At 63.8% G+C, this 20,310-nt stretch carries 22 protein-coding genes; 9 read left to right on the top strand and 13 right to left on the bottom strand.

Going from position 1 to position 20,310, the window contains the following annotated elements:
• Nucleotides 1-78: 78 nt before the first annotated feature.
• The 4 genes from EN852_RS05270 (at nucleotide 79) to EN852_RS05255 (ending at nucleotide 2,295) form a co-directional block, all read left to right on the top strand.
• The gene (locus EN852_RS05270) at nucleotides 79-264 is read left to right on the top strand and encodes a hypothetical protein (protein WP_095816374.1); all 186 of its coding nucleotides are present in this window, start codon (nucleotides 79-81) and stop codon (nucleotides 262-264) included.
• Nucleotides 265-289: 25 nt separating this feature from the next.
• Nucleotides 290-1,201: a 4-(cytidine 5'-diphospho)-2-C-methyl-D-erythritol kinase gene (locus EN852_RS05265; RefSeq protein WP_127875483.1), complete on the top strand. Its 912-nt coding sequence runs from the start codon at nucleotides 290-292 to the stop codon at nucleotides 1,199-1,201.
• Complete coding sequence (gene moaB, locus EN852_RS05260) at nucleotides 1,188-1,745, top strand: molybdenum cofactor biosynthesis protein B (protein ID WP_127875484.1); 558 nt, start codon at nucleotides 1,188-1,190, stop codon at nucleotides 1,743-1,745. Before EN852_RS05265 ends, moaB begins: the two co-directional genes overlap by 14 nt.
• A gap of 124 nt (nucleotides 1,746-1,869) precedes the next feature.
• Nucleotides 1,870-2,295: an aldehyde-activating protein gene (locus EN852_RS05255; RefSeq protein ID WP_127875485.1), complete on the top strand. Its 426-nt coding sequence runs from the start codon at nucleotides 1,870-1,872 to the stop codon at nucleotides 2,293-2,295.
• Nucleotides 2,296-2,337: 42 nt separating this feature from the next.
• Here EN852_RS05255 and EN852_RS05250 read toward each other — a convergent pair whose 3' ends face one another.
• A complete protein-coding gene (locus tag EN852_RS05250; protein ID WP_127875486.1) occupies nucleotides 2,338-2,841 on the bottom strand; it encodes a glycosyltransferase in 504 nt (167 codons plus the stop codon).
• Nucleotides 2,842-2,990: 149 nt separating this feature from the next.
• On the opposite strand from EN852_RS05250, the gene EN852_RS05245 reads away from it, so the two are divergent.
• Nucleotides 2,991-4,145 (top strand): PA0069 family radical SAM protein, encoded by a 1,155-nt coding sequence (locus EN852_RS05245; RefSeq protein WP_127875487.1) that lies wholly within the window; start codon nucleotides 2,991-2,993, stop codon nucleotides 4,143-4,145.
• Between the two features lie 195 nt (nucleotides 4,146-4,340).
• The gene (locus EN852_RS05240; protein WP_127875488.1) at nucleotides 4,341-5,039 is read left to right on the top strand and encodes a ribonuclease HII; all 699 of its coding nucleotides are present in this window, start codon (nucleotides 4,341-4,343) and stop codon (nucleotides 5,037-5,039) included.
• A gap of 40 nt (nucleotides 5,040-5,079) precedes the next feature.
• Here the strand turns inward: EN852_RS05240 and EN852_RS05235 are convergent, their stop codons facing one another.
• Both EN852_RS05235 and EN852_RS05230 read right to left on the bottom strand, forming a co-directional pair.
• Complete coding sequence (locus EN852_RS05235; RefSeq protein WP_127875489.1) at nucleotides 5,080-6,216, bottom strand: alpha-hydroxy acid oxidase; 1,137 nt, start codon at nucleotides 6,214-6,216, stop codon at nucleotides 5,080-5,082.
• An 18-nt stretch (nucleotides 6,217-6,234) separates the two neighbouring features.
• Entirely contained in the window at nucleotides 6,235-7,695 is a 1,461-nt protein-coding gene (locus EN852_RS05230; protein WP_127875490.1) for an amidase, read from the bottom strand.
• Nucleotides 7,696-7,835: 140 nt separating this feature from the next.
• Between EN852_RS05230 and EN852_RS05225 the strand changes: the two genes are divergently transcribed.
• Nucleotides 7,836-8,534 (top strand): GntR family transcriptional regulator, encoded by a 699-nt coding sequence (locus EN852_RS05225; protein ID WP_127875491.1) that lies wholly within the window; start codon nucleotides 7,836-7,838, stop codon nucleotides 8,532-8,534.
• A 248-nt stretch (nucleotides 8,535-8,782) separates the two neighbouring features.
• On the opposite strand, the gene EN852_RS05220 is transcribed toward EN852_RS05225, so the two are convergent.
• The 7 genes from EN852_RS05220 to EN852_RS05190 all read right to left on the bottom strand — a co-directional run bounded on the left by EN852_RS05220 (nucleotide 8,783) and on the right by EN852_RS05190 (nucleotide 14,351).
• Nucleotides 8,783-9,274 (bottom strand): F0F1 ATP synthase subunit B, encoded by a 492-nt coding sequence (locus tag EN852_RS05220; protein ID WP_127875492.1) that lies wholly within the window; start codon nucleotides 9,272-9,274, stop codon nucleotides 8,783-8,785.
• Between the two features lie 10 nt (nucleotides 9,275-9,284).
• A complete protein-coding gene (locus EN852_RS05215) occupies nucleotides 9,285-9,866 on the bottom strand; it encodes a F0F1 ATP synthase subunit B (RefSeq protein ID WP_127875493.1) in 582 nt (193 codons plus the stop codon).
• Nucleotides 9,867-9,923: 57 nt separating this feature from the next.
• Nucleotides 9,924-10,151 (bottom strand): F0F1 ATP synthase subunit C, encoded by a 228-nt coding sequence (locus tag EN852_RS05210; protein ID WP_095816382.1) that lies wholly within the window; start codon nucleotides 10,149-10,151, stop codon nucleotides 9,924-9,926.
• Nucleotides 10,152-10,230: 79 nt separating this feature from the next.
• Entirely contained in the window at nucleotides 10,231-10,992 is a 762-nt protein-coding gene (locus tag EN852_RS05205) for a F0F1 ATP synthase subunit A (protein ID WP_127875494.1), read from the bottom strand.
• A gap of 65 nt (nucleotides 10,993-11,057) precedes the next feature.
• Nucleotides 11,058-11,450, bottom strand: a complete 393-nt coding sequence (locus EN852_RS05200; RefSeq protein ID WP_042641414.1) for an AtpZ/AtpI family protein — start codon at nucleotides 11,448-11,450, stop codon at nucleotides 11,058-11,060.
• Nucleotides 11,451-11,739: 289 nt separating this feature from the next.
• Complete coding sequence (locus EN852_RS05195; RefSeq protein WP_127875495.1) at nucleotides 11,740-12,921, bottom strand: cell wall hydrolase; 1,182 nt, start codon at nucleotides 12,919-12,921, stop codon at nucleotides 11,740-11,742.
• Nucleotides 12,922-13,073: 152 nt separating this feature from the next.
• On the bottom strand, nucleotides 13,074-14,351 hold the full coding sequence (locus EN852_RS05190) for an MFS transporter (protein WP_127875496.1): 1,278 nt from the start codon (nucleotides 14,349-14,351) through the stop codon (nucleotides 13,074-13,076).
• A 115-nt stretch (nucleotides 14,352-14,466) separates the two neighbouring features.
• Here EN852_RS05190 and EN852_RS05185 point away from each other — a divergent pair, with 115 nt between their 5' ends.
• Nucleotides 14,467-15,387, top strand: coding sequence for a LysR substrate-binding domain-containing protein (locus EN852_RS05185; protein ID WP_127875497.1), 921 nt, complete (start codon nucleotides 14,467-14,469; stop codon nucleotides 15,385-15,387).
• Nucleotides 15,388-15,644: 257 nt separating this feature from the next.
• Here the strand turns inward: EN852_RS05185 and der are convergent, their stop codons facing one another.
• Nucleotides 15,645-17,075: a ribosome biogenesis GTPase Der gene (der, locus tag EN852_RS05180; RefSeq protein WP_127875498.1), complete on the bottom strand. Its 1,431-nt coding sequence runs from the start codon at nucleotides 17,073-17,075 to the stop codon at nucleotides 15,645-15,647.
• 6 nt (nucleotides 17,076-17,081) lie between these two features.
• Nucleotides 17,082-17,747 carry a tetratricopeptide repeat protein gene (locus tag EN852_RS05175; RefSeq protein ID WP_127875499.1) on the bottom strand — a complete coding sequence of 222 codons (666 nt, stop codon included), beginning with the start codon at nucleotides 17,745-17,747 and terminating at the stop codon, nucleotides 17,082-17,084.
• 208 nt (nucleotides 17,748-17,955) lie between these two features.
• Here EN852_RS05175 and EN852_RS05170 point away from each other — a divergent pair, with 208 nt between their 5' ends.
• Nucleotides 17,956-18,969, top strand: coding sequence for a polysaccharide deacetylase family protein (locus tag EN852_RS05170; protein WP_127875500.1), 1,014 nt, complete (start codon nucleotides 17,956-17,958; stop codon nucleotides 18,967-18,969).
• A 16-nt stretch (nucleotides 18,970-18,985) separates the two neighbouring features.
• Here EN852_RS05170 and sbmA read toward each other — a convergent pair whose 3' ends face one another.
• Entirely contained in the window at nucleotides 18,986-20,263 is a 1,278-nt protein-coding gene (gene sbmA / locus EN852_RS05165) for a peptide antibiotic transporter SbmA (protein ID WP_127875501.1), read from the bottom strand.
• Nucleotides 20,264-20,310: the final 47 nt, after the last annotated feature.

Below are 20,310 nucleotides of genomic sequence, written 5' to 3'. Positions count from 1 at the left end.
CATGATTGCGGATAGCATGATCGCTTGACCGAGCCCATCCGGCCGGCCTTGCCGCGAGGACGCGGGAGGAGTTTGGACATGCCGCAGATCGTTTTCTTCGCTGTTGTCGGTGCCGCCGCCTATTTCGGCTACCGCGCTTTCGTGCGCGAGGCCGAGCGCGTGACGGCCAAGATCCGGCGCACCGAGAAACAGGCGGCGAACGGCACGATGGGCACGCTGGTCAAGGATCCCAAGACCGGCGAATATCGTCTCGCCAAGGACTGATCCCATCTCGTCAGCAGCCGACATCCTGGAGCCCGGCACAGAGGTCCGGACGTGGCTCGCGCCGGCCAAGATCAACCTGGCGCTGCATGTCACCGGCCGGCGCGACGACGGCTATCATCTCATCGACAGCCTTGCCGTCTTCACACGCTTTGGCGACCGGCTCGAGATCGAGCCGGCGGAGCACGACGAGTTCTCCGTATCCGGCCGATATGCCGCCGGCCTGCCGCTCGGCGACGGCAATCTGGTGGTGAAGGCGCGCGATGCCCTGCGCCGGGAAGCCGGCGCGCAGCGCACGCCGCCCGTCGCCATCAGGCTGGAAAAGAACCTGCCGGTCGCCTCGGGCGTCGGCGGCGGGTCGAGCGACGCCGCGGCCGCGCTCAACGGCCTCGCGCGGATCTGGAAGCTCGATATCGACGACACTTCGCTGGCCCGGATCGGGCTTTCGCTCGGCGCCGACCTGCCGATGTGCCTGAAGTCGAAGCCGCTTGTCGCGCGCGGCATCGGCGACGAGGTGTCGCCGCTCTCCGCGTTCCCGGCGCTCGGCCTCGTCCTGGTCAATCCGGGCGTTGCCGTCTCGACGCCGGACGTGTTCAAGGCGCTCTCCAGCCGCGACAACGCGGCGCTGCCGCCGCTGCCGCCGCTGCCGCTGCTGCCGAAGCGCCTCGAATTCCACGCCATCCGCAACTGGCTGGAGACGACCCGCAACGATCTCGAGCCCCCTGCCCGATCGATCCAACCAGCGATCGGCGAAGCGCTCAACGCACTCAAACGTGCTGACGCCGCCTTCGCGCGCATGTCGGGCTCCGGCGCCACGTGCTTCGGCCTGTTCGAGACCGGCAATGTCGCCAAGCGCGGGGCGATCGCGATCCGCGCGCGCCACCCCGACTGGTTCGTGGCCGCCACCCGCAGCATGGAGGGGAGCGATGGCGAAGCTTGACGAGAGCCGGCCTTTCATCCCGGTGCGCATCGCGGTGCTGACCGTCTCCGACACCCGCAGCCTTGCCGACGACAAATCCGGCCAGACGCTGGCCGACCGCATCACGCAAGCCGGCCATGTGCTTGCCGCGCGCGACATCGTGACCGACGACCGCGAGAAGATCCGCGACAAGGTGCTCGGCTGGTCGAAGGACGAAACCATTGATGTCGTCATCACCACCGGCGGCACCGGCTTCACCGGCCGCGACGTGACACCGGAAGCGCTGGAGCCGATCTTCGAAAAGCGCATGGACGGCTTTTCGGAAGTCTTCCACCGCATCTCCTACGACAAGATCGGCACCTCGACGATCCAGAGCCGGGCGACCGGCGGGGTCGTCAACGCCACCTTCGTCTTCGTGCTGCCGGGCTCACCCGGCGCCTGCAAGGACGCCTGGGACGGCATCATCAAGGCTCAGCTCGACTACCGCCACATGCCCTGCAACTTCGTCGAGATCATGCCGCGGCTGGACGAGCATCTCAGGCGCGGCGGCAAGCCTGCCTCATAAGCATAGGCAAAGCACCCGGTCGGCCTCTACTTTACAGGCCGAAAGGCACTGACGGCTTTGTGGCGCCATTTCGAAGCCGGCGCCGGCAAAGTACCTTGTGTGCGCGAACAAGGGACAATCCATCATGGGCGTTCACAGCGGCGGCTGCCATTGCGGTAATATCCGCCTGAATTTCTCCACCACTCTCGACCCGGCCGAACTGGAAGTCCGCGCCTGCCAGTGCTCGTTCTGCACCCGGCACGGCTCGCGCGCGGCCGCCGATCCGAACGGCAGGCTGGCTATCTCGGTCACCGACAGGGAACGCCTGCAGACCTATCGCTTCGGCCTGCGCACAGCCGACTATCTCGTCTGCCGCGAGTGCGGCGTCTATGTCGCGGCAGTCGCCGGAGAAGGCGAAGACGCCAGGGCGATCGTTATCGTCAACGCGCTCGACGATCGCGAGCAGTTCTCCCGCAAGCCTATCCCGGTCCGCTACGATGCCGAGAACCGGGAGCAACGCCTGGCCAGGCGCCGCAGCGCCTGGATGCCGGTGGAAATTCGGGGGCTGTGAACCCGCCTCACCGCTCCACCGATCCAAGCCGATATGCCGGCGTCACTTCGGCGGCGCCACCCAGATTTCGGCGTTCAGCCGCCTGGTCGCGAGCCCCCTGGCCAAGGCTTCGGCGCTGCGCGCGCTCTTTGCCAGAGCGGAGGCTTGGCGCTTGCTGATGACAAGACCCTCGGCCAGCGCACGGTTGCCCGAAAAGACGCGGGCCAGGAAAGGCGCGCGATCGGCGCGGGCACGCGAAAAGCGTGCCGGCATGGTTTGCTTCGCCGTGTGGGCGACGACTTCGTCAATCCAGCCTTCGGCGAGCCGGGCGCCGGGTTCCAGAAGCAGCAGCCAGTCGCCCTTGGCCTGGCCGATGCCGGCGCCGATGCCGCTGGTCACATAGTGACAGCCGGCATGCTCGGCAACGCGGTGCGTCTGGTCGGTGGAGCCCTGATCGCAGACGATGACGTCGCGCACGACGCCCTCGACCGCGCCGCCGACCAGCGAGGCGAGCGTGCGGGCAAGTCCCTCTTCGTCGTTCCGGGTCTCAATGAGAACGCTGAGCATGCCTAGCCGAATAGCGGAAAGCGGAGGCTTGCGCCAGTTCACGCTTCCAGCCGAAAAAGTTCTTGCTTTGTTCTCGTCAAGAAAATAGGAATAGTTTCATGAACAGAGCGATTCGACAGCCTGCCGACAGTCCCTGGGAGAGGGCGAAAATGGAACAGATCGTGCGCGCCGACATTGCCGCTTTCGGAGCAGGCAGAGCCGAGATGGCAAACGCGATGATCGAGCAGAGCGGCATGCGCGTGCGGCCCGACCGCAATCGCGGCCGCTCGGCCGGCATCAACCCGTCCGGCCGGTTCGAGCCGGTCAGCCGGCATGTCTTCGACGACGGGTGGAACTCGCTGGAAGAGTTGCCGCCCTTCAAGACCGAGGTGCAGGTCGAGAAGCCGCGCACCATCATCACCCGCAACGAATCGCCGGACATTTCCTTCGACCGTTCGATCAATCCCTATCGCGGCTGCGAGCATGGCTGTGTCTACTGCTTCGCCCGGCCGACGCATGCCTTCATGGGTCTGTCGCCGGGGCTGGATTTCGAATCGAAGCTGTTCGCCAAGCCGGATGCGGCGCGCATGCTGGACCGGGAATTGTCGAAGCCGGGTTACCAGCCGCGCACGATCGCCATCGGCACCAACACCGATCCCTATCAGCCGATCGAGAAGCAGTACCGGATCATGCGCGAGATCCTCGAGGTGCTGGAGGCGCGTGGCCACCCGGTCGGCATCGTGACGAAGTCGGCGCTGGTGACGCGCGACATCGACATCCTGTCGCGCATGGCCGAGCGCGGTCTTGCCAAGGTGGCGCTGTCGGTGACGACGATGGACCGCATGCTGGCCAGAACCATGGAGCCGCGCGCGTCGACGCCGACGAAACGGCTGGAGGCGATCAGGCAGTTGTCGGACGCCGGCATCCCGGCCTCGGTGATGGTGGCGCCGATCATTCCCGGCCTCAACGATCCGGAGATGGAGCGCATCCTCGATTCGGCCCGTGCCGCCGGCGCCCGGGAGGCAGGCTACGTCATCCTGCGCCTGCCGCTCGAAGTGGCGCCGATCTTCAAGGACTGGCTGTTGCGGCACTATCCGGACCGCTACCGGCATGTGATGTCGCTGATCCGTTCGATGCGCGACGGCAAGGACTACGATTCCGAATGGGGCAAGCGCATGAAGGGCGCCGGCCCCTATGCCTGGCAGATTGGCCGCCGCTTCGAGATCGCCGCCAAGCGCCTCGGCCTCAATGCCGAACGACGGCAGCTTCGCATCGATCAATTCGTCGCAGGCTCCGGCGCCAGCGAGCAGTTGATGCTGCTTTGAAGATGGCGCCGGCCGTGACGGCCGGCCCTAAGCAGTTCCAGGCAAAGCGGTTTTCCGTCTGGGATTGCTACCTGTTTCAAGAATCCCGTCCGGCCCCTGTCCCCCGGCTGTGAGACGGTGCCCTCCCGGTCCGGCGCCCCACCCGACCCGGAGGGACTTGCGGAGAATCGGAGCCGATGCGAACCTCGCCGCACCATGGCTCGCGCGCGTTCCGATTCTCCGCTTCTCTTTGAAATGGTCGAGAAGCCCGACTTCTCGATCGAGACGAAGGCGATGGCCGATGGGCTGTGGCCGGTCGCCGGCATGGACGAGGCAGGCCGCGGTCCGCTCGCCGGGCCGGTGGTGGCGGCGGCGGTGGTGCTCAACCCCGCCAATATTCCTGAGGGCCTCGACGATTCCAAGCGCCTGACCCATTTGCAGCGAGAGGCGCTGTTTCTCAAGATTCTCGGCTCGGCGCTCAGCGTCTCGATGGCCTCGATCAGCGCCGAGGGCATCGACAACAGCAACATCCTGAAAGCGAGTCTCGAAGCGATGCGCCGCGCCGCCGCGGGTCTCTCGCTGCAGCCGAAACTCGCCCTGGCCGACGGCCGCGACGTTCCACCCGGCCTCGCCTGCGAAGGCCGGGCGCTGATCAAGGGCGACCAGCGCTCGCAGTCGATCGCCGCGGCCTCGATCGTCGCCAAGGTGATGCGCGACCGCATGATGTGCGGCTGCGGCGGACACCATGCGCATTACGGCTTCGAGGTGCATATGGGCTATGCCACGGTCCGGCACCGCACCGCCATCGAGGCGCATGGCCCGGTGGCAAGGCTGCACCGGACCTCGTTCGCGCCGTTCAGGCTGGGCGGGGCGGAAGCGGTTGAGGAAGAAGAGAGCTTGGCCGGGTTGGAGTGACGGCGACTGCTGATCTCCCCTCGTTGTCCGACGCAGACAGCTAGGCGAGTATTCGGCGATCTATTTCATCAACCCGGACGGTTCCGGTCAGGCCCATTGTGACGTCGAATTCCTTGCGAATGAGATCGATGGCCTTGGCAACTCCTTGTTCGCCCGCGGCACCCAGGCCGTGAACATAAGCCCTGCCGATCATGCACGCCTTTGCCCCGAGAGCCAACGCGCGCATCACATCCTGGCCGGAGCGAACCCCTCCATCTACCAGAACTTCCAGATCGGCGCCCACCGCATCCGCAATTTCGGGCAGCACCGAGATCGTGGATCTGCCACCGTCAAGTTGACGTCCGCCATGGTTTGAAACCACCAGGCCTTGCACCCCAATTTTCGCGAGGTCACGCGCATCATTGGCGTCGCCGATGCCCTTAACGATCAACTTTCCAGGCCATATGCTTCGAACCCACTCCACGTCTTTCAACGTCGGGCTCGTGCCGAATTGCTCATTCATCCATGCGGCAAGCGATTCTATCTTTTGGTTGCCGGATTGTCCGACGAGATTCCCGAACGTCTTCCTCTTGCCGCGCATCACGCTGGCGACCCATGCCGGCCTGCTCGCAAAGTCGACAAACTTGCCGAAAGTCCACTTCGGCGGCACCGTCATGCCGTTCTTGATGTCGGCATGTCGTTGCGCCAACACCGGCAGGTCCACCGTCAGGACAATCGCGTCGCATTTCACGGCGATCGCGCGTTCCACGAGCGATCTGACGAAGCCGCGGTCCTTTAGCAAACTCAGTTGAAACCAGAAGGGTTTTTTGACAGCGGCTGCGACATCCTCCATCGAGCAGATCGACATAATCGATAACGTGTATGGAATGCCCGCCGTCTGCGCAGCGCGACAAGCGTGAATTTCCCCGTCGGCATATTGAAGCCCTCCCAAGCCGACTGGTGCCAGAACGAGCGGCACTGAAATTGCCTCGCCCAGCAGTACGGTAGACGTGTTCCTCCTGGATACATCGACCAGAACACGCTGCCGGAATTTGATCTTTTCGAAGTCCGCTCGATTCTCGCGCAAGGTCTGCTCGCTATACGAACCGCGATCGGCGTAGTCGAAGAATGCTCTGGGAACTCTCCTCCTGTGAAGCTGCCGGAGATCTTCGATACATGTGATCGTATTCGAATTCATATCTTTCTCCTCCCGCATTTATGACGAAAAGCCGTCTATCTTCCCCACAAATTCCATCACTTGCATGGCTGCGCCTAATACGTCCGCGTCCGCTCCTCTCGCGCCGACAATCTGAAATCCGATTGGAAGCCCGCCAGTGGTTAGGCCAATGGGCACAGAACATGCGGGCTGCTGGCTGAGGTTTATGGGAAAATTGAAACATGCCCACTCGGTCCATTCCTGGTAAGTAGATCCAGGCGGGACATCGTGCATAAGCGGAAAGGCTGTGACCGGCACGGTCGGCGAGATCACGAAATCATAGGTCTTGAGAAGCCGATCCATTTCGCCGCCGAAGACCGAACGGTGCAATAGCGCTTGCGCATACTCAGACGCCGCGAAGCATCCGCCGATTTCCGCTGCACGAAGCAAACCCGGATCGAGTTGCAGTCGGTCTTTGTCGGCGATCTTGGACACCCTGTTTGCCGCACCGGCAAACCAGAGGATGTTGAAGGTCGCCAATACGTCTCCACCCGGCAGGCTGATCGGTTCGACCGCCGCACCCGCCTCCTCCAGCAGGTGGGCGACCCGAACCACCGCGGCGAGGATTTCCGGATCGACTTCGCCAACGATCGGCTTTGACCATAGGCCGATCCGCGAACCCCGCCATTCCCTCCGCCGGTCGAGCACCGGGGATGCGAATTCCGTTGCAGGCTGGTTCCAGTCCCGTGGGTCGCGGACCGTCATGCTGCCGAGCATCAGCGCAGCATCCTCGACCGTACGAGCAATTGGCCCGATGTGACCGAGAGTGCCGAACGCGCTTGGCGGATAGTACGGCACCCGGCCAAAGCTAGGCTTGTGGCCGACCACCCCGGTGAAAGCGGCAGGTATTCGCACCGACCCGCCCCCGTCTGTGCCAAGATGCAGATTTCCGCAACCGGTGAGCGCGGCAACAGATGCGCCTCCCGACGATCCTCCGCATGTCAACTTCGGATCCCACGGGTTCGACGTCGCTCCAGACAATGGGCTGTCGGTAACAGCTTTCCAACCGAACTCTGGCGTTGTGGTTGCTCCAATCAACACGGCGCCGACCGCTCGTAATGCTTCAACAGAAGGAGCATCGACTTGAGAACACTCGCCAGCTGTAACCGTGCTGCCGAAGCGCGTGGGCCAGTCTTTGACCGTCATCAAATCCTTGATCGTAGCTGGAATTCCGTCGAGAGGACCGAGCGCCGCGCCGTTCAGCCATCTCCGTTCGGATTCTTTGGCGGCGGCCATGGCTCCCTCATCGTCCAGGAAGACAAAGGCGTTGAACTGCTCATTGATGCTCGCCGCCCTGGCGAGTACGGATCGGACGACCTCAACCGGTGAGGCCTTTCGCTTCAGATAGAGGCTCGTGAGCTCAGTCGCGGTGAGCCGGCACAGGATATCGGCGTCGGATATCGGCGCGACACTGCCATCATTCGTGCCGTTTTTCGAACCGGCAAGCGGGACGTCTTCCATCGCTCCGACCATATCGAGCAGCTAGGGTCAACACTGAAATTTTTGTAACATTTCACGGATATTTCTTGTAGCGCGAAACGACCAAATATGTCAAGTGTGTTCGATCGGTACGCTCTGCTACGACTGGCCACGGTTGGACGATGAACGAAGAAGGTAATTTCGCATTGCCGCCGCGGCGACGTCTGACTGATGAGGCCTACGACCTCATCAAGAACGACGTGATCCTGTGCAGATTGAAGCCCGGAGCTGAAGTCACCGAAGCGGGATTGGCCAACCACTACAGACTCGGCCTTGCACCTATACGCTCAGCTTTGTCGAGACTTAGCCAGGAAGGGCTGGTCAACACCATCCCCCGACGCGGCTACATCGTTGCCCCGGTCAGCGGCAGGACTGCGAACGACGTTTTCGACCTTAGAATGCTGCTGGAACCTGCCGCGGCATACGCTGCCGCGGGGCGTGTCGATGAGAAGGCGCTTCGTACACTGGGCGCCGGCCCATTCCTTCGGGACGATACGCCTGACGATCTGCAATTCCTGAAGAACAACAGAGACTTTCATGTCGAGATCGCTCGGGCGTCCGGAAACGAGCGGATGGCTCGGGTTATCGAGTCCTTGCTCGATGAAATGCAGAGATTGCTTCACATCGGATTGTTCTCCAGCCAAGATCGGCAGCGCTTGCTGCTGGACCACGAGCTCCAACGGCAACAGCATGAGGAATTGATCGACGCGCTCGTGGCAGGGGATGCCAAGGCATCAGAGAATGCGGCCTTGCGGCACGTGCGGCATAGCCGTGAACTCGTCATGAACGCTCTCGGCAGCATACTCTCCGTCACGCTGTAGCCCGCCATGCGGCTCTGGCTATTCATGACGGAATGGCGGCACGCGTTAGAGCAATTCCAGGAAAAGTGTGAGCGGTTTTCCGTCCGGTATTGCGTAAAAACAAAGGGATAGAGCGGTTCACCGTTTCCGTGAAACGGTGAAACGCTCCAGGTTAGCCGCTTGGCTTGCGACGCACTGCTGTGATCCTTCAACAACAAAAAAGCCGCCGGGTTGCCCAGGCGGCTTTCTGATTGGTGACAGCGATAAGCTCAGTTCAACTTGGCCTTCACGTCATCCAGCGCCGACTTGAATAGATCCGCCCCGGCCTTCACGTCGACCTTGGCGGCGAGCAGCGCGCGGGCGGCCTCGACGGCGATGTCGACGGCGCTGGCGCGCACTTCGCTGACGGCCTCGCGCTCGGCCTGGCTGATCTTCTGCTCGGCAAGCGCGGTGCGCCGGGCTACATAGTCCTCGGTCTTCTTGGCCGCCTCGGAAGCAAGCAACTCAGCCTCGCGCTTGGCGGCGGCGACGATGTCGGCGGCCTCCTTCTCGGCTTCCTTGCGCTTCTGCTGATACTGGCCGAGCAGCTGCTGGGCCTCCTCGCGAAGCTTGCGTGCCTCCTCGAGCTCACCGCTGATCTTGGCCGCGCGGGCGTCCAGCGACTTGGTGAGCATGCCCGGCACCTTCAGATAGATGATGGCGCCGATGAAGATGATCAGGGCAATCGTTGCCCAAAGTGTAGCAAGAGACGTAGCGGTCATGATGCGCTCCTCACCGGCTCGCGGATTTGACCGCGGCCGCGATCTCGGATTTGTCGGCCTTGCCGCCGACAAGCGCCTCGACGATGGCCGACGTGGTGTCCTCGGCGATCGTGCCGACTTCCTTCATCGCCTTGGCCTTGATCGAGGCGATGCTCGCCTCGGCCTCGCCAAGCTTCTTCTCGAGCTCGGCTTCGAGCTTCTTGCGCGTGCCTTCGGCTTCAGCCTTGGCGGCGTCGCTTGCCTGCTGGCCGATCTTGTTGGCGTTGGCCTTGGCCTCCGCCAGTTCCTGCTCATAGGCGGCAACGGCGGCATCCGCCTCGCCCTTCAGCCTTGCGGCATGGTCGAGGTCCTGGGTGATGCGGTCGTTGCGGACATCTATGATGCCGCCAAGACGCGGCATCACAACGCGCTTCAGGAACAGGTAGAAGAGCCCGAAGGTGATGACCAGCCACAGGATCTGCGAGGGGAAGGTCTTGGCGTCGAACGGCGGGAACGCTTCATGTTCCGCCGTAGGCACCGCGGTGCCCGCATGCGTATCGCCTTCGGCCGCGGCCGGCGCGGTTTCTTGCGCAAAGGCAGATGTCACGAACATGTCATTCCCCTGTCCATACGGGGCCGCACCATGCGGCCCCTTTTGTCAGCGCGCTTCTTACTTGGTGAACACCAGCAGCAGCGCGATGAGGAGCGAGAAGATGCCCAGAGCCTCGGTCACGGCAAAGCCGAAGATCAGGCGGCCGAACTGGCCGTCAGCAGCCGACGGGTTGCGGAGCGCGCCCGAGAGGTAGCTGCCGAAGATGTTGCCGAGGCCGATGCCCGCGCCGCCCATGCCGATGCAGGCGATACCAGCGCCGATAGCAGCTGCTGCAGTTGCGTCCATTTCAAAACTCCTGTGGTTTGCTTGTTCGTTGCAGTTGGTACGTTGGGTATGCTGGCGCCGAGACGCCGGTGAAAATCGATCAGTGGCTCGGGTGCAGGGCGTCGTTCAGATACATGCAGGTCAGCACCGCGAAGACATAGGCCTGCAGGAAGGCGACCAGCAGCTCAAGGGCGGTCAGCGCGACGGCCATGGCTAAAGGCAGGACAGAACCGGCAATGCCGACGGCGCCCAGCGCGCTGAGGCTGACAACGAAGCCAGAGAACACTTTCAGCGTGATGTGCCCGGCCAGCATGTTGGCGAAAAGACGAACCGAGAGGCTGATAGGACGCGAGACGAAGGAAATGACTTCGATCGCTACCACCAGCGGCAGCAGATAGCCCGGCACGCCATGCGGCACGAACAGCTTGAGGAAGCCGAAGCCGTGCTTGGCGAAGCCGTAGACGACGACGGTGCCGATGACCAGGATTGCCAGCGTGAAGGTGACGATGAGGTGGCTGGTGACGGTAAAGAAATAGGGGAACAGGCCGATCAGGTTGGCGACCAGCACGAACATGAAGAGCGAGAACACCAGCGGAAAGAACTGCATGCCCTGCTTGCCGGCAGCATCGCGCAGCATGTTGCCGACGAATTCATAGGCCATTTCGGAGACCGACTGCAGGCGCCCCGGGATCAAGGCGCGGCTGGCCGTGCTCCAATAGAGGAAGGCCGACGCCAGCACGATCGTGATGACCATGAACAGAGAGGAGTTGGTGAACGAAACGTCGTAGCCGCCGATATGCAGCGGGATGATCGGATGGATCTGGAACTGGTGGATCGGATCGACCTTGTCAGCAGCAGCCACTTTAAATCCCCGTCAAAGCCACAACCGGCTTCTTAAGTTCACCTCAGCGCGCGGAGGCGCCCACTTCATTCTTTCGGCTCGCGCGGCTTGCCGCCTTGACCGAATTCCGGTGCAAGCCCCGCCGAACGCAGGACATTGAGTATACCGGCGCCAAAGCCAAGCAACAGGCCCACGATCAGACCCCAAGGCGCGGTTCCCGCCAGGCGATCGATGATCCAGCCCAAGCCGACACCAACCACCACTCCGGCGATGAACTCGCTGGACAGTTTCAGCGCCTGACCGTAACCGGCCGCAGCTTTCGCTTCGTCTTTCCCCTCGAGCCGGTCCGTGCGTCTCGTCGCGAGCGATGCTTCGAGATCGCGCCGGCGGCGCTCAAGTTCGTCGTCGCGGATGGTGGCTTCTGGCTGCCTGCCGCGGCCGGTTTCTCCGGTTCCGTCTGGCCCGGTTTTGTTGGCCATCGCAACCCCCCTGCCCGGGCAGACGATTGCCGTCCGTCCGCTTCTAAAGTCGCCGGCAACATAGTTAGAGGGTCCGCGCCCGTCAAGCCACGGGCCGAACTTCCATGCGATGTATTTTTCGCTGTTAAAACAATGATTTATCGAGGTGCGACATCGTGCCCTTCACGCCCGCGTGAGGTGACGGCGCGAATCCTGGCGACAAGCCGCACCGATCGGCACGCGCGGCGGGCCGCCGGGAGCATAGCCGGAGGCGTCGTTTAGGCGGGTCCAGTTCAAGCCGCGCGACGGCTCAGCTCCAGCCGCCGCCATAGGTACGGTAGAAGATGTGGAGGCCGATCCTGGTCATGCGCTGCATGGCGCGCGCCCAGCCGGGATGGACGTAGTTGGCGTAGTAATGCGTCGAGGAGCCGACCTCAGGAATGAAGATCTTGCCGGCGGTCACCGCCATGGCGACCTCCTGGGCGGTCTTATAGGAAGCCTGGTCGGTGATGGTCTTCTTCCGGCCGTCGCAGGCGAAGGAGAACTGGCAGCGGTTGAACCAGTCGTCGTTCTGGTAGACGACGCCGCAGATGGTCTTCGGATAGGCCGGATTGCGGACGCGGTTCAGGATCACCTGGGCGACCGCCGCCTGGCCACGGACCGGCTCGCTGCGCGCCTCGAAATAGATGCCCTTGGCCAGGCACGCCTGCTCGGGCTTGGAAAAGACGCTGGCCGGCAGAGGGTTCTGCAGCCAGGCATGGTCGCCCTTGCCCATCGGCGGGATGAAGCGGCCGTCGTTCGGATCGTCCTGCAGCAGCGCCTCGAAAGGCGAAGCCTTGGCGTAGTCGGGCGCCGACTGGGCATAGGCCGTGGCGAGGATGTCCGGCTTGTCGTTGTTGACGAGAGCGACAAGGGCGGCCGGCAGATCCGGATCCGGCCTCTTGTCCTCGCGCAGATGGAAGGCCTGGGCGATCTGGACTTCCTTGCCCTTGATGCCGGGCTTGGCGAAGGTGAGCTTCAGGCCGCTGTCCATGCTCGGACGCAGCAGCGAGGAGGTGCGCTCGAAAATCGAGCCGGCGCTGAAATTCTTGGGCGGCGCGACCGGCGAAACCTGAACGAGGCGGCCTTTCTTGTCGGCGCGCACCACACGATCCTCATCGGGCGTGGCGCCCGTGGCGTTGCCCTTGCCACGGAAGGCGACGGTGCCCACGCCTGGCAGATTGACGCCGGAGCCGGAGATCGAGCCGGTGGCGGTGGAATCGATGAACGGCATTTCGGCGGCATGCACCGAGCCGGCGGCGGATTTTTCGATATAGGCGTTCCAGCGGGCGTTGGGCGTTTCCAGGCCGGTGATCAGGCTGGTCATATCCTGATAGGCGACGATCGACGGAAAGCCGATCCACATGCCGAGCCCGAGCACCAAAGGAGAAAGGAAGGAACGTCTTTTCGCAACGGCGGCGGCGGCAAGCCGCATGGAAACGCGTCGATGCACGGAACTCTCCAGAACGCTACTGACCCCGGAGAGCCAAAATGAAGCATTAACCTTGATGCGGGGTTAACGACATCGATCGTGTTCTTTTCATGTTTGAGGAAAGCCGGCCTGCAGTTTCCACGGCGGTCGATGAAGAATCGGGCATGGGTGAATCAGGCCTGGCGCAGGAAGATCGGCCAGGCGAGCGCCGCGCAGATCGCGGCCGCGAGCCACACGCCCGGCCATGCAAAACCCACCAGCAGCCACGGAATGGCGATCGGCACCAGGCAGAAGCCGACGAACACAAAACTGTTGGCCAGGCTGAGCGCGGTGCCGACATGGCCGGCGCCGGCAAGCGTGGCAAGCTCGGTATAGGCGACGCCGTGCCAGGCGGAGACGAATATGCCGGCAACGACGACCACCAAAGGAAGCAGCGGCAGCAGCGCGGGGATTGCGGCGGCGCCGGTCACCAGCAGCCACAGCACCAGGAAGGCCAGCGCGCTCAACGCGCTGCAGACTTTCAGAAACGGACGGCGGTTGCCGTGGCGGTCGGTGAAGCGGCCGCTCCAGACGCGCATCACCATGGCTCCGGTCTGCACGGCGGCGAGGGTTGCGCTGGTCACAAAGGTGCCCGTGCCGGCAAAGTCGTGCAGGAAGACCGAGGCGAAAGTCAGCACCGCGACCTGCGGGAAGCAGAGCAGACCGATGGCGGTCGAGATGCGCCAGACCTCGATGTTGCGCAAGGGCGCCGGGCCGCTTGTGGCGGTGGCGGCATGACCGCCGCTTCCTACCGGTGGCTCATGCAGCCAGCGCCAGGCAAAACAGGCCGAGAGCGCGGAGACGGCCGCAAGCAGGCCGAAGACCGCCGTGAAGCCGGAAGCCAGCGCCAGCGAAGGCAGGACGAGCGCGCCAAGCCCGCCGCCCAACGGCACCGCCGTCTGCCTGATGCTCATGGCGAAGCCGCGCTCGCCCTCGCCGAACCAGCCCATGATGGCACGGCCGCTGGATCCGTTGACGCTGCCGCCGAGCAGGCCGGCGACAAGCAGGCTCACCGAGAGCAGCGTGACGCCGGGAATGGTTGTACTCGACGGTACGACGAGCAGCGCCATGATGAGAAGCCATGCAGCCGTCGCGCCGAGCCCGGTCAACAGCACGCGGCGGTCGCCCCAGCGGTCGGTGAGCACGCCCCAGGGCAGTTCGCTGAGCGCCACGCCGAGGCCGAGCAGTCCGAGCGCCAGGCCGAGCGAGGCGTTGTCGAGATGATAGCCCTGGCGCATCACCACCGCGGTCGCCGGAATGCCGGAGAAGGTAGCGGAAAAGCCGGCATTGGCGGCAACGCCGATGCCCAGCACTTTCCAGCGATGGTTGGGGCCGAAGGCGCGGCGCGCGGAGGTAGTGGCAAGGTCCGCCGTTGGCGGCTGGCAGTCGTTGCGCGTGACGATGGCGGACATGAGTTCATTCCCGTGGCGCCGGTTACCCGGCTTGACGCATGGGATGAAGCGCCATAGCTTCATCCGTAAAATCAGGAAGTTTTTGATCAATACTCCTGAGAATCAGGACAATCTCATGCGACGCGTCACATTCGACCTCGATGTCCTCAGAACATTCGTCACCGGCATGGAACTGGGCAGCTTCGCCAAGGCGGCCGAGCGGCTGGGACGCTCGACGTCTGCCGTCAGCGCGCAATTGAAGAAGCTGGAAGATCAGGCGGATACGCCGATCTTCCGCAAGGCGGGGCGCGGCCTGGCGCTGACCGAGGCCGGCGAGACGATGCTTAGCTATGCGCGGCGGCTGATCGAGCTCAATGACGAGGCGGCTGCGGCCATCCGCGACGTCGAGCTGGAAGGCTGGGTGCGGCTCGGCCTGCAGGAGGATTTCGGCGAGGCCGTGCTGCCCGAGGTGCTCGGCCGCTTCGCCCGCGCCCATCCCAAGGTGCGGATCGAAGCGCGGATCGGGCGCAGTCACGATCTGGCCGACCGTGTCCTGTCAGGCAATCTCGACATCGCGCTCGCCTGGCATGACGGCACCACCCTGCCCTACAGCCGGCATGTCGCCGACGTGCAGGCGCGCTGGATCGGTCCGGCGAAGCCTATCGAGGCCGGTCCGCGCAATGGCGAGCCGCTGCCGCTGGTGGTGTTCGAGGCGCCATGCCTGTTGCGCACGGTCGCGACCGAAACGCTCGATCGCGCCGGCATGGCCTGGCGCATGGCCTTCTCGAGCCCCAGTCTCGGCGGCATCTGGGCGGCGGTGGCGGCCGGCCTCGGCCTGACGATCCGCACCGATATCGGCCTGCCAGCCAATGTCAGGGCGATCGCGCCGGGGGTTCTAGGGCTTCCGGCCTTGCCGATGATGGCGCTGCATCTGCACCAGAAGGACGCCGAGCTCGACCCGGTGGCGGCGCGGCTGGCGGAGATTCTTTTGCAGGCGGCGCTGGAGACGCTGCCGGAGGGAGCGCGAGCCGGAGAAGGGTTGCGAGAGGTGGCCTGACTTTTTCGGACAAGTGGAGCGGGATCAGGGTAGCCAGCGTCGCGCTCCGTCACACCCCCTCTGTCCTGCCGGACATCTCCCCCGCAAGGGGGGAGATTAGATGTCGCGCAGGCTTTCGCTAATCGCCGACGTTGCAGGACGAGCGCCGTCAGCGGAGCTGCTGATCTCCCCCTTGCGGGGGAGATGCCCGGCAGGGCAGAGGGGGGTGCTGTCCCGCCAACGCTGCGAGATTTTACCCCCGCAACGGAGGATAAACCTCACCGCTTCTTCGCCCTGCCCGCAAACGGATTGTCCGAGGTGCGCAGCGCCATACGGATCGGCACGCCGGGCATGTCGAAAGCCTCGCGCAGGCTGTTGGTCAGGTAGCGGACATAGGATTGCGACATCGCGTCCGGCCGCGAGCAGGAGACGACGAAACCCGGCGGCCGGGTTTTTGCCTGGGTGACGTATTTGATCTTCAGCCGCCGGCCGGCGACGGCGGGCGGCGGGTGGTGCGCAAGGATGCCTTCCAGCCAGCGGTTGAGCTTGCCGGTGGAGACGCGGCTGTTCCACACCTTGTGCGTCTTGATGACGCTTTCCATCAGCTTGTCGAGGCCGCGGCCGGTCTCGGCCGAGACCGGCACCGCCTGGATGCCGCGCACTTGCGGCAACAGCCGCTCGGTCTTCTCGCGCAGCTCGGACAAAAGCTCCTGCGGATTGTCGATCAGGTCCCATTTGTTGAAGGCGATGACCGGCGCCCTGCCCTCGCGGATGATCAGGTCGGCGATCTGGAGGTCCTGCTTCTCGAAGGGGATGGTGGCGTCGAGCACGATGATAACAATCTCGGCGAAGCGGATGGCGCGCAGGCCGTCCTGCACAGAGAGCTTTTCCAGCTTCTCCTGCACCTTCGACTTGCGCCGCATGCCGGCGGTGTCGAAGAGCTTGATGCGGCGGCCGCGCCAGTCCCAGTCGACCGAGATCGAATCGCGGGTGATGCCGGCTTCCGGTCCAGTAAGCAGCCGCTCTTCGCCGATCAGCGCGTTGATCAGCGTCGACTTGCCGGCATTGGGACGGCCGACCACCGCGATGCGCAGCGGCTTGGTGTCGTCATAGGGTGCTTCAGCGTCCGGGTCGGCGATGTCCTCGCCGATCAGCACCTCGCTGGCGGCGATCTCGCCGCTGTCTTCCTCGTCGTCCTCGCCGAAGACACGCTCTTTGCCAAGTGCTTCGACCACCGCGTCGCGCAGGTCGGGCATGCCCTGGCCGTGCTCGGCCGAGACCGGAATCGGTTCGCCAAGGCCGAGCTCCCAGGCCTCAAGCATCCCCCCTTGCGCGCCGCGCGCCTCGGCCTTGTTGGCGACGAGCACCACCGGCTTGCCGGATTTGCGCACGACGTCGGCGAAGGTGCGGTCGTCCGGCATCAGGCCGGACTTGGCATCGACGGTGAAGAAGATGAGGTCGGCCTCGCGGATGGCGATCTCCGTCTGCTGGCGCATGCGGCCGGGCAGCGTGGAAGCCGCCGCATCCTCGAAGCCGGCAGTGTCGATGACATCGAAATGCAGATCGTAGAGTTTTGCCGCATGGACGCGGCGGTCGCGCGTGACGCCCGGCGTGTCGTCGACAAGCGCCAGCTTCTTTCCGACCAGCCGATTGAAAAGAGTCGATTTGCCGACGTTAGGCCGGCCGATGATGGCGACTTTGAAGCCCATCCGAGGTCACGACGCGTTGCCCGACCCGCGGATCAGCTCGGACATCAGTTGCGCCCGCTGGCGCACATTGCGCGGGGCACCGTCATCCGAAGAGATCTGGTCGAACAGTTTGAGCGCATCGGCCGACTTGCCGTCCTTCCAGGCGGCGAGGCCAAGCGCCTCGCGCGCCGAATGGCGCAGCGGGTTGGTGTCGGCGGTGAGCGCCTCGACGCGGCTGGAGACATCGGCGTAAGAGCCGTGGTCGACGAGCAGCAGGGCTGCCCTCAGCCTCGCCATGTCGCGAATGCCGGCGGGAATGGCGCTGTCGGCCGCGACGTCGTCGAAATCCTTGACCGCGCCGTCGACGTCGCCCTTGTCGGCCTTGACGGTCGCGGCGCGCATGCGGGCGAGCAGCGGATAGGCGCCGTAGCCGTCCTTCTCCAGCTGATCGAGAGCGGCGATCGCCTCGTCGTTCTTGCCGTCATTGGCGAGCTTGAGGGCCGCCGAGAAAGCGTCGCCCGAACGGTTGGCGCGGGTCTCGTCCCAGTAGCGGTAGCCGACGACGGCGGCCGTCGCCAGCACGATCAGGATGGCGATGCCCAGAATGGCCGGGCCAAAACGGTCCCACAGCGCCTGCGCCTGCTCGCGACGAATCTCTTCGTTCACTTCGCGGATAAAACTGTCGTCCGACATCAATCAATAACCATTGCGGCCACAAACCTTCGCGGCGCTTCTTGTTGAGCCCGCGTTTTAGCGAAATTTTGTCGGCATGGAAGGGGGCGGGCCGGAAAATCGGCTGGGAATGCCGGGCACCCACAGGACTTGCCGAACGCATCCGCGCCACATTTGCGCGATAGCCGGCTTCCGAACAGCCGGAGGGGGGCCCGCCAGAAAGTTGCCAATGCTTCGTTCGTACCGCGTCCTTGCATACAGTCTTGCTTCGCTGGCCTCAGCCAATGCGGCCTTCGCCGATCCGCCGAAACCGCCAGCCGTTCCGCCGGCCAGCCCCAAGCAGGTCGTGCTGATCTCGTTCGACGCCGCCCGCGAGATCTCGCAATGGCAGCGAAGCCGGGCGCTGGCAAAGCGCACCGGCGCGCATTTCACTTATTTCCTGTCCTGCGTCTTCCTGCTCTCGCCGGAAACGCGGCAGGAGTATGCCGGCCCCGGCAAGGCCGCCGGCAAATCCAATGTCGGCTTCGGCGCCTCGAAACAGGACGTCGCGGACCGGCTCGAGCAGGTCCGGCTGGCCGCGGCCGAGGGCCACGACATCGGCAGCCACGCCTGCGGCCATTTCGACGGCAAGGATTGGAGCAAGGCCGACTGGCTGGCCGAATTCGCCTCGGTCCGGCGCATCTTTGAAAACGCCTATGCGATCAACGGCATTTCCCCCGAGCCGCCTGGCTGGCGCGATTTCGCCCGTCACGCCGTGACCGGTTTCCGCGCGCCATATCTTTCGACCGACAAGGCGCTTTACGATGCACTGCCCGAGGCGGACTTCCAATATGACGCGAGCGGCGTCTCGAACGGCCCCGAACTGCCGCCGACCAGGAACGGCATCACCCGCTTCGCCCTGCCGCTCATTCCAGAGGGGCCGAAGGCGAAGCCGGTGGTTGCCATGGACTACAATCTCTATGTCCGCCATTCAGACGCCGCCGAGAAACCGGCGATGGCGGGCGAGTTCACCGAGCGCGCCTATCAGTCATTCCGGGCCGCCTTCGAGGCGCAGTACAACGGCAAGCGCCTGCCGCTGGAACTCGGCTTCCACTTCACGCTGATGAACGGTGGCGCCTACTGGAACGCGCTGGAGCGATTCGCCGGCGAGGTCTGCGTGATGTCGCAAGTCGAGTGCATCAGTTTCCGCGATTATGTCGCACGCCAGCGCGCCGGCCAGGCGCAAGCGAGCGTGGGCGGCTGAATGGACTGGCCGCGCCTTAGCTTACCGGCTGATCTTCGGGACGCATGCCAGCTTGCTCGCGTTCCAGATAGTGCTGATCGATAATCGGTAATTCCTCGCCCTGCAGCGTCGCTTCGAAGGCTCGCAAGCGTTTGTGCACCGACTGCAGTTCGACAATCGTCGACCAGGAATTCAGCAGGAATTGCAGCGAATTCGTCACCTTCCCGAACGCGTTCGATATCTGATTCAGGGCGCCGAACGTGATCTTATGCGCAACCAGCGAGGGCCCAAGGATGAGCAACGAGAAGATGTTGTCGGCCTGCAGGTAGGTGTAACGAACGACGTTGAAATAGATGTAGTGGAAATAGAGCTTGAAATAATTGCGGCGAACATTGGCGAATAATTGGCTCGTCGTCGCCGGCTGAGCCCGGTCGGCGTGATCTTCGCCGTAGACGAGTTCCTTGCGATAGGCTGCCTCGACCCGCTGGTTGCGGAACTGCAGGCCGGGCAGCTTGAGACCCGCCACCATGACGGAGATCGTCCCGAACAGACACCAGCCCAAGGCGGCAACGACCAGCGGCTGCGGGATCGCGCCGACGATCGGCAATTCGGTGATGTGGGCCTGCAGTTGAATCAAGACCGGCAGAAAGGCGATCAGAGTCATGATCGACTGGACGAAGGTCGAGCCGAGATCTTCCATGATCTGCGAGAAGCGCATCGTGTCTTCCTGGATACGCTGCGAGGCGCCCTCGATGTGGCGCAGCCGTCCCCAGTTGGCCATGAAGTAATCGTTCATCGCAGTGCGCCAGCGGAAGATCCAGTGGCTGACGATGAAGGCATTGACCACCTGCACGTTCATACCGACCAGCGCCAGCCAGGAAAAATCGGCCAATCCTATGTAAAATTCCGAGTCAGTCGATTTGCCTGTGCCCGACATCAAGCCCTGAACGTAGTCGAAGAACGGGCCATACCAATTGTTGACCGCGACCGAGACCTGAACGTTGAAATAGATGAAGAACAGGATGACGGCGGTCATCAGGATCGACCAGTTCTGCCAGGGGTGCGGGGCGTACCAGCTCCAGAAGGCGTAGAAGATCGCCACGCAGGCGACGAAGTAGATGTAGAACCACAGGAACGGCTTCGACCACAGCACCGCGATGCCGATGATGGGCGGCGTGCCCGCCGCCGCCGGCGGCAGGCCGAAGACGGCGCCCAGTTGCTCGCCGCCGAAAAACCAGAACAGGATCGCCGCAAGGCTCCAGAGGGCGGCCGAGGTGAAGAAAAGCTTCGGCTGCGGGAAGAAAGATACGAACACTGTGGCGGGTTTCCTCGGTCTGACCGCAAATCAGCGGCGTTGCTGTT

Source organism: Mesorhizobium sp. M2E.F.Ca.ET.209.01.1.1, assembly GCF_004010375.2.
Classification (GTDB): domain Bacteria; phylum Pseudomonadota; class Alphaproteobacteria; order Rhizobiales; family Rhizobiaceae; genus Mesorhizobium.
This window is presented reverse-complemented; position numbering and strand designations above follow the sequence as displayed.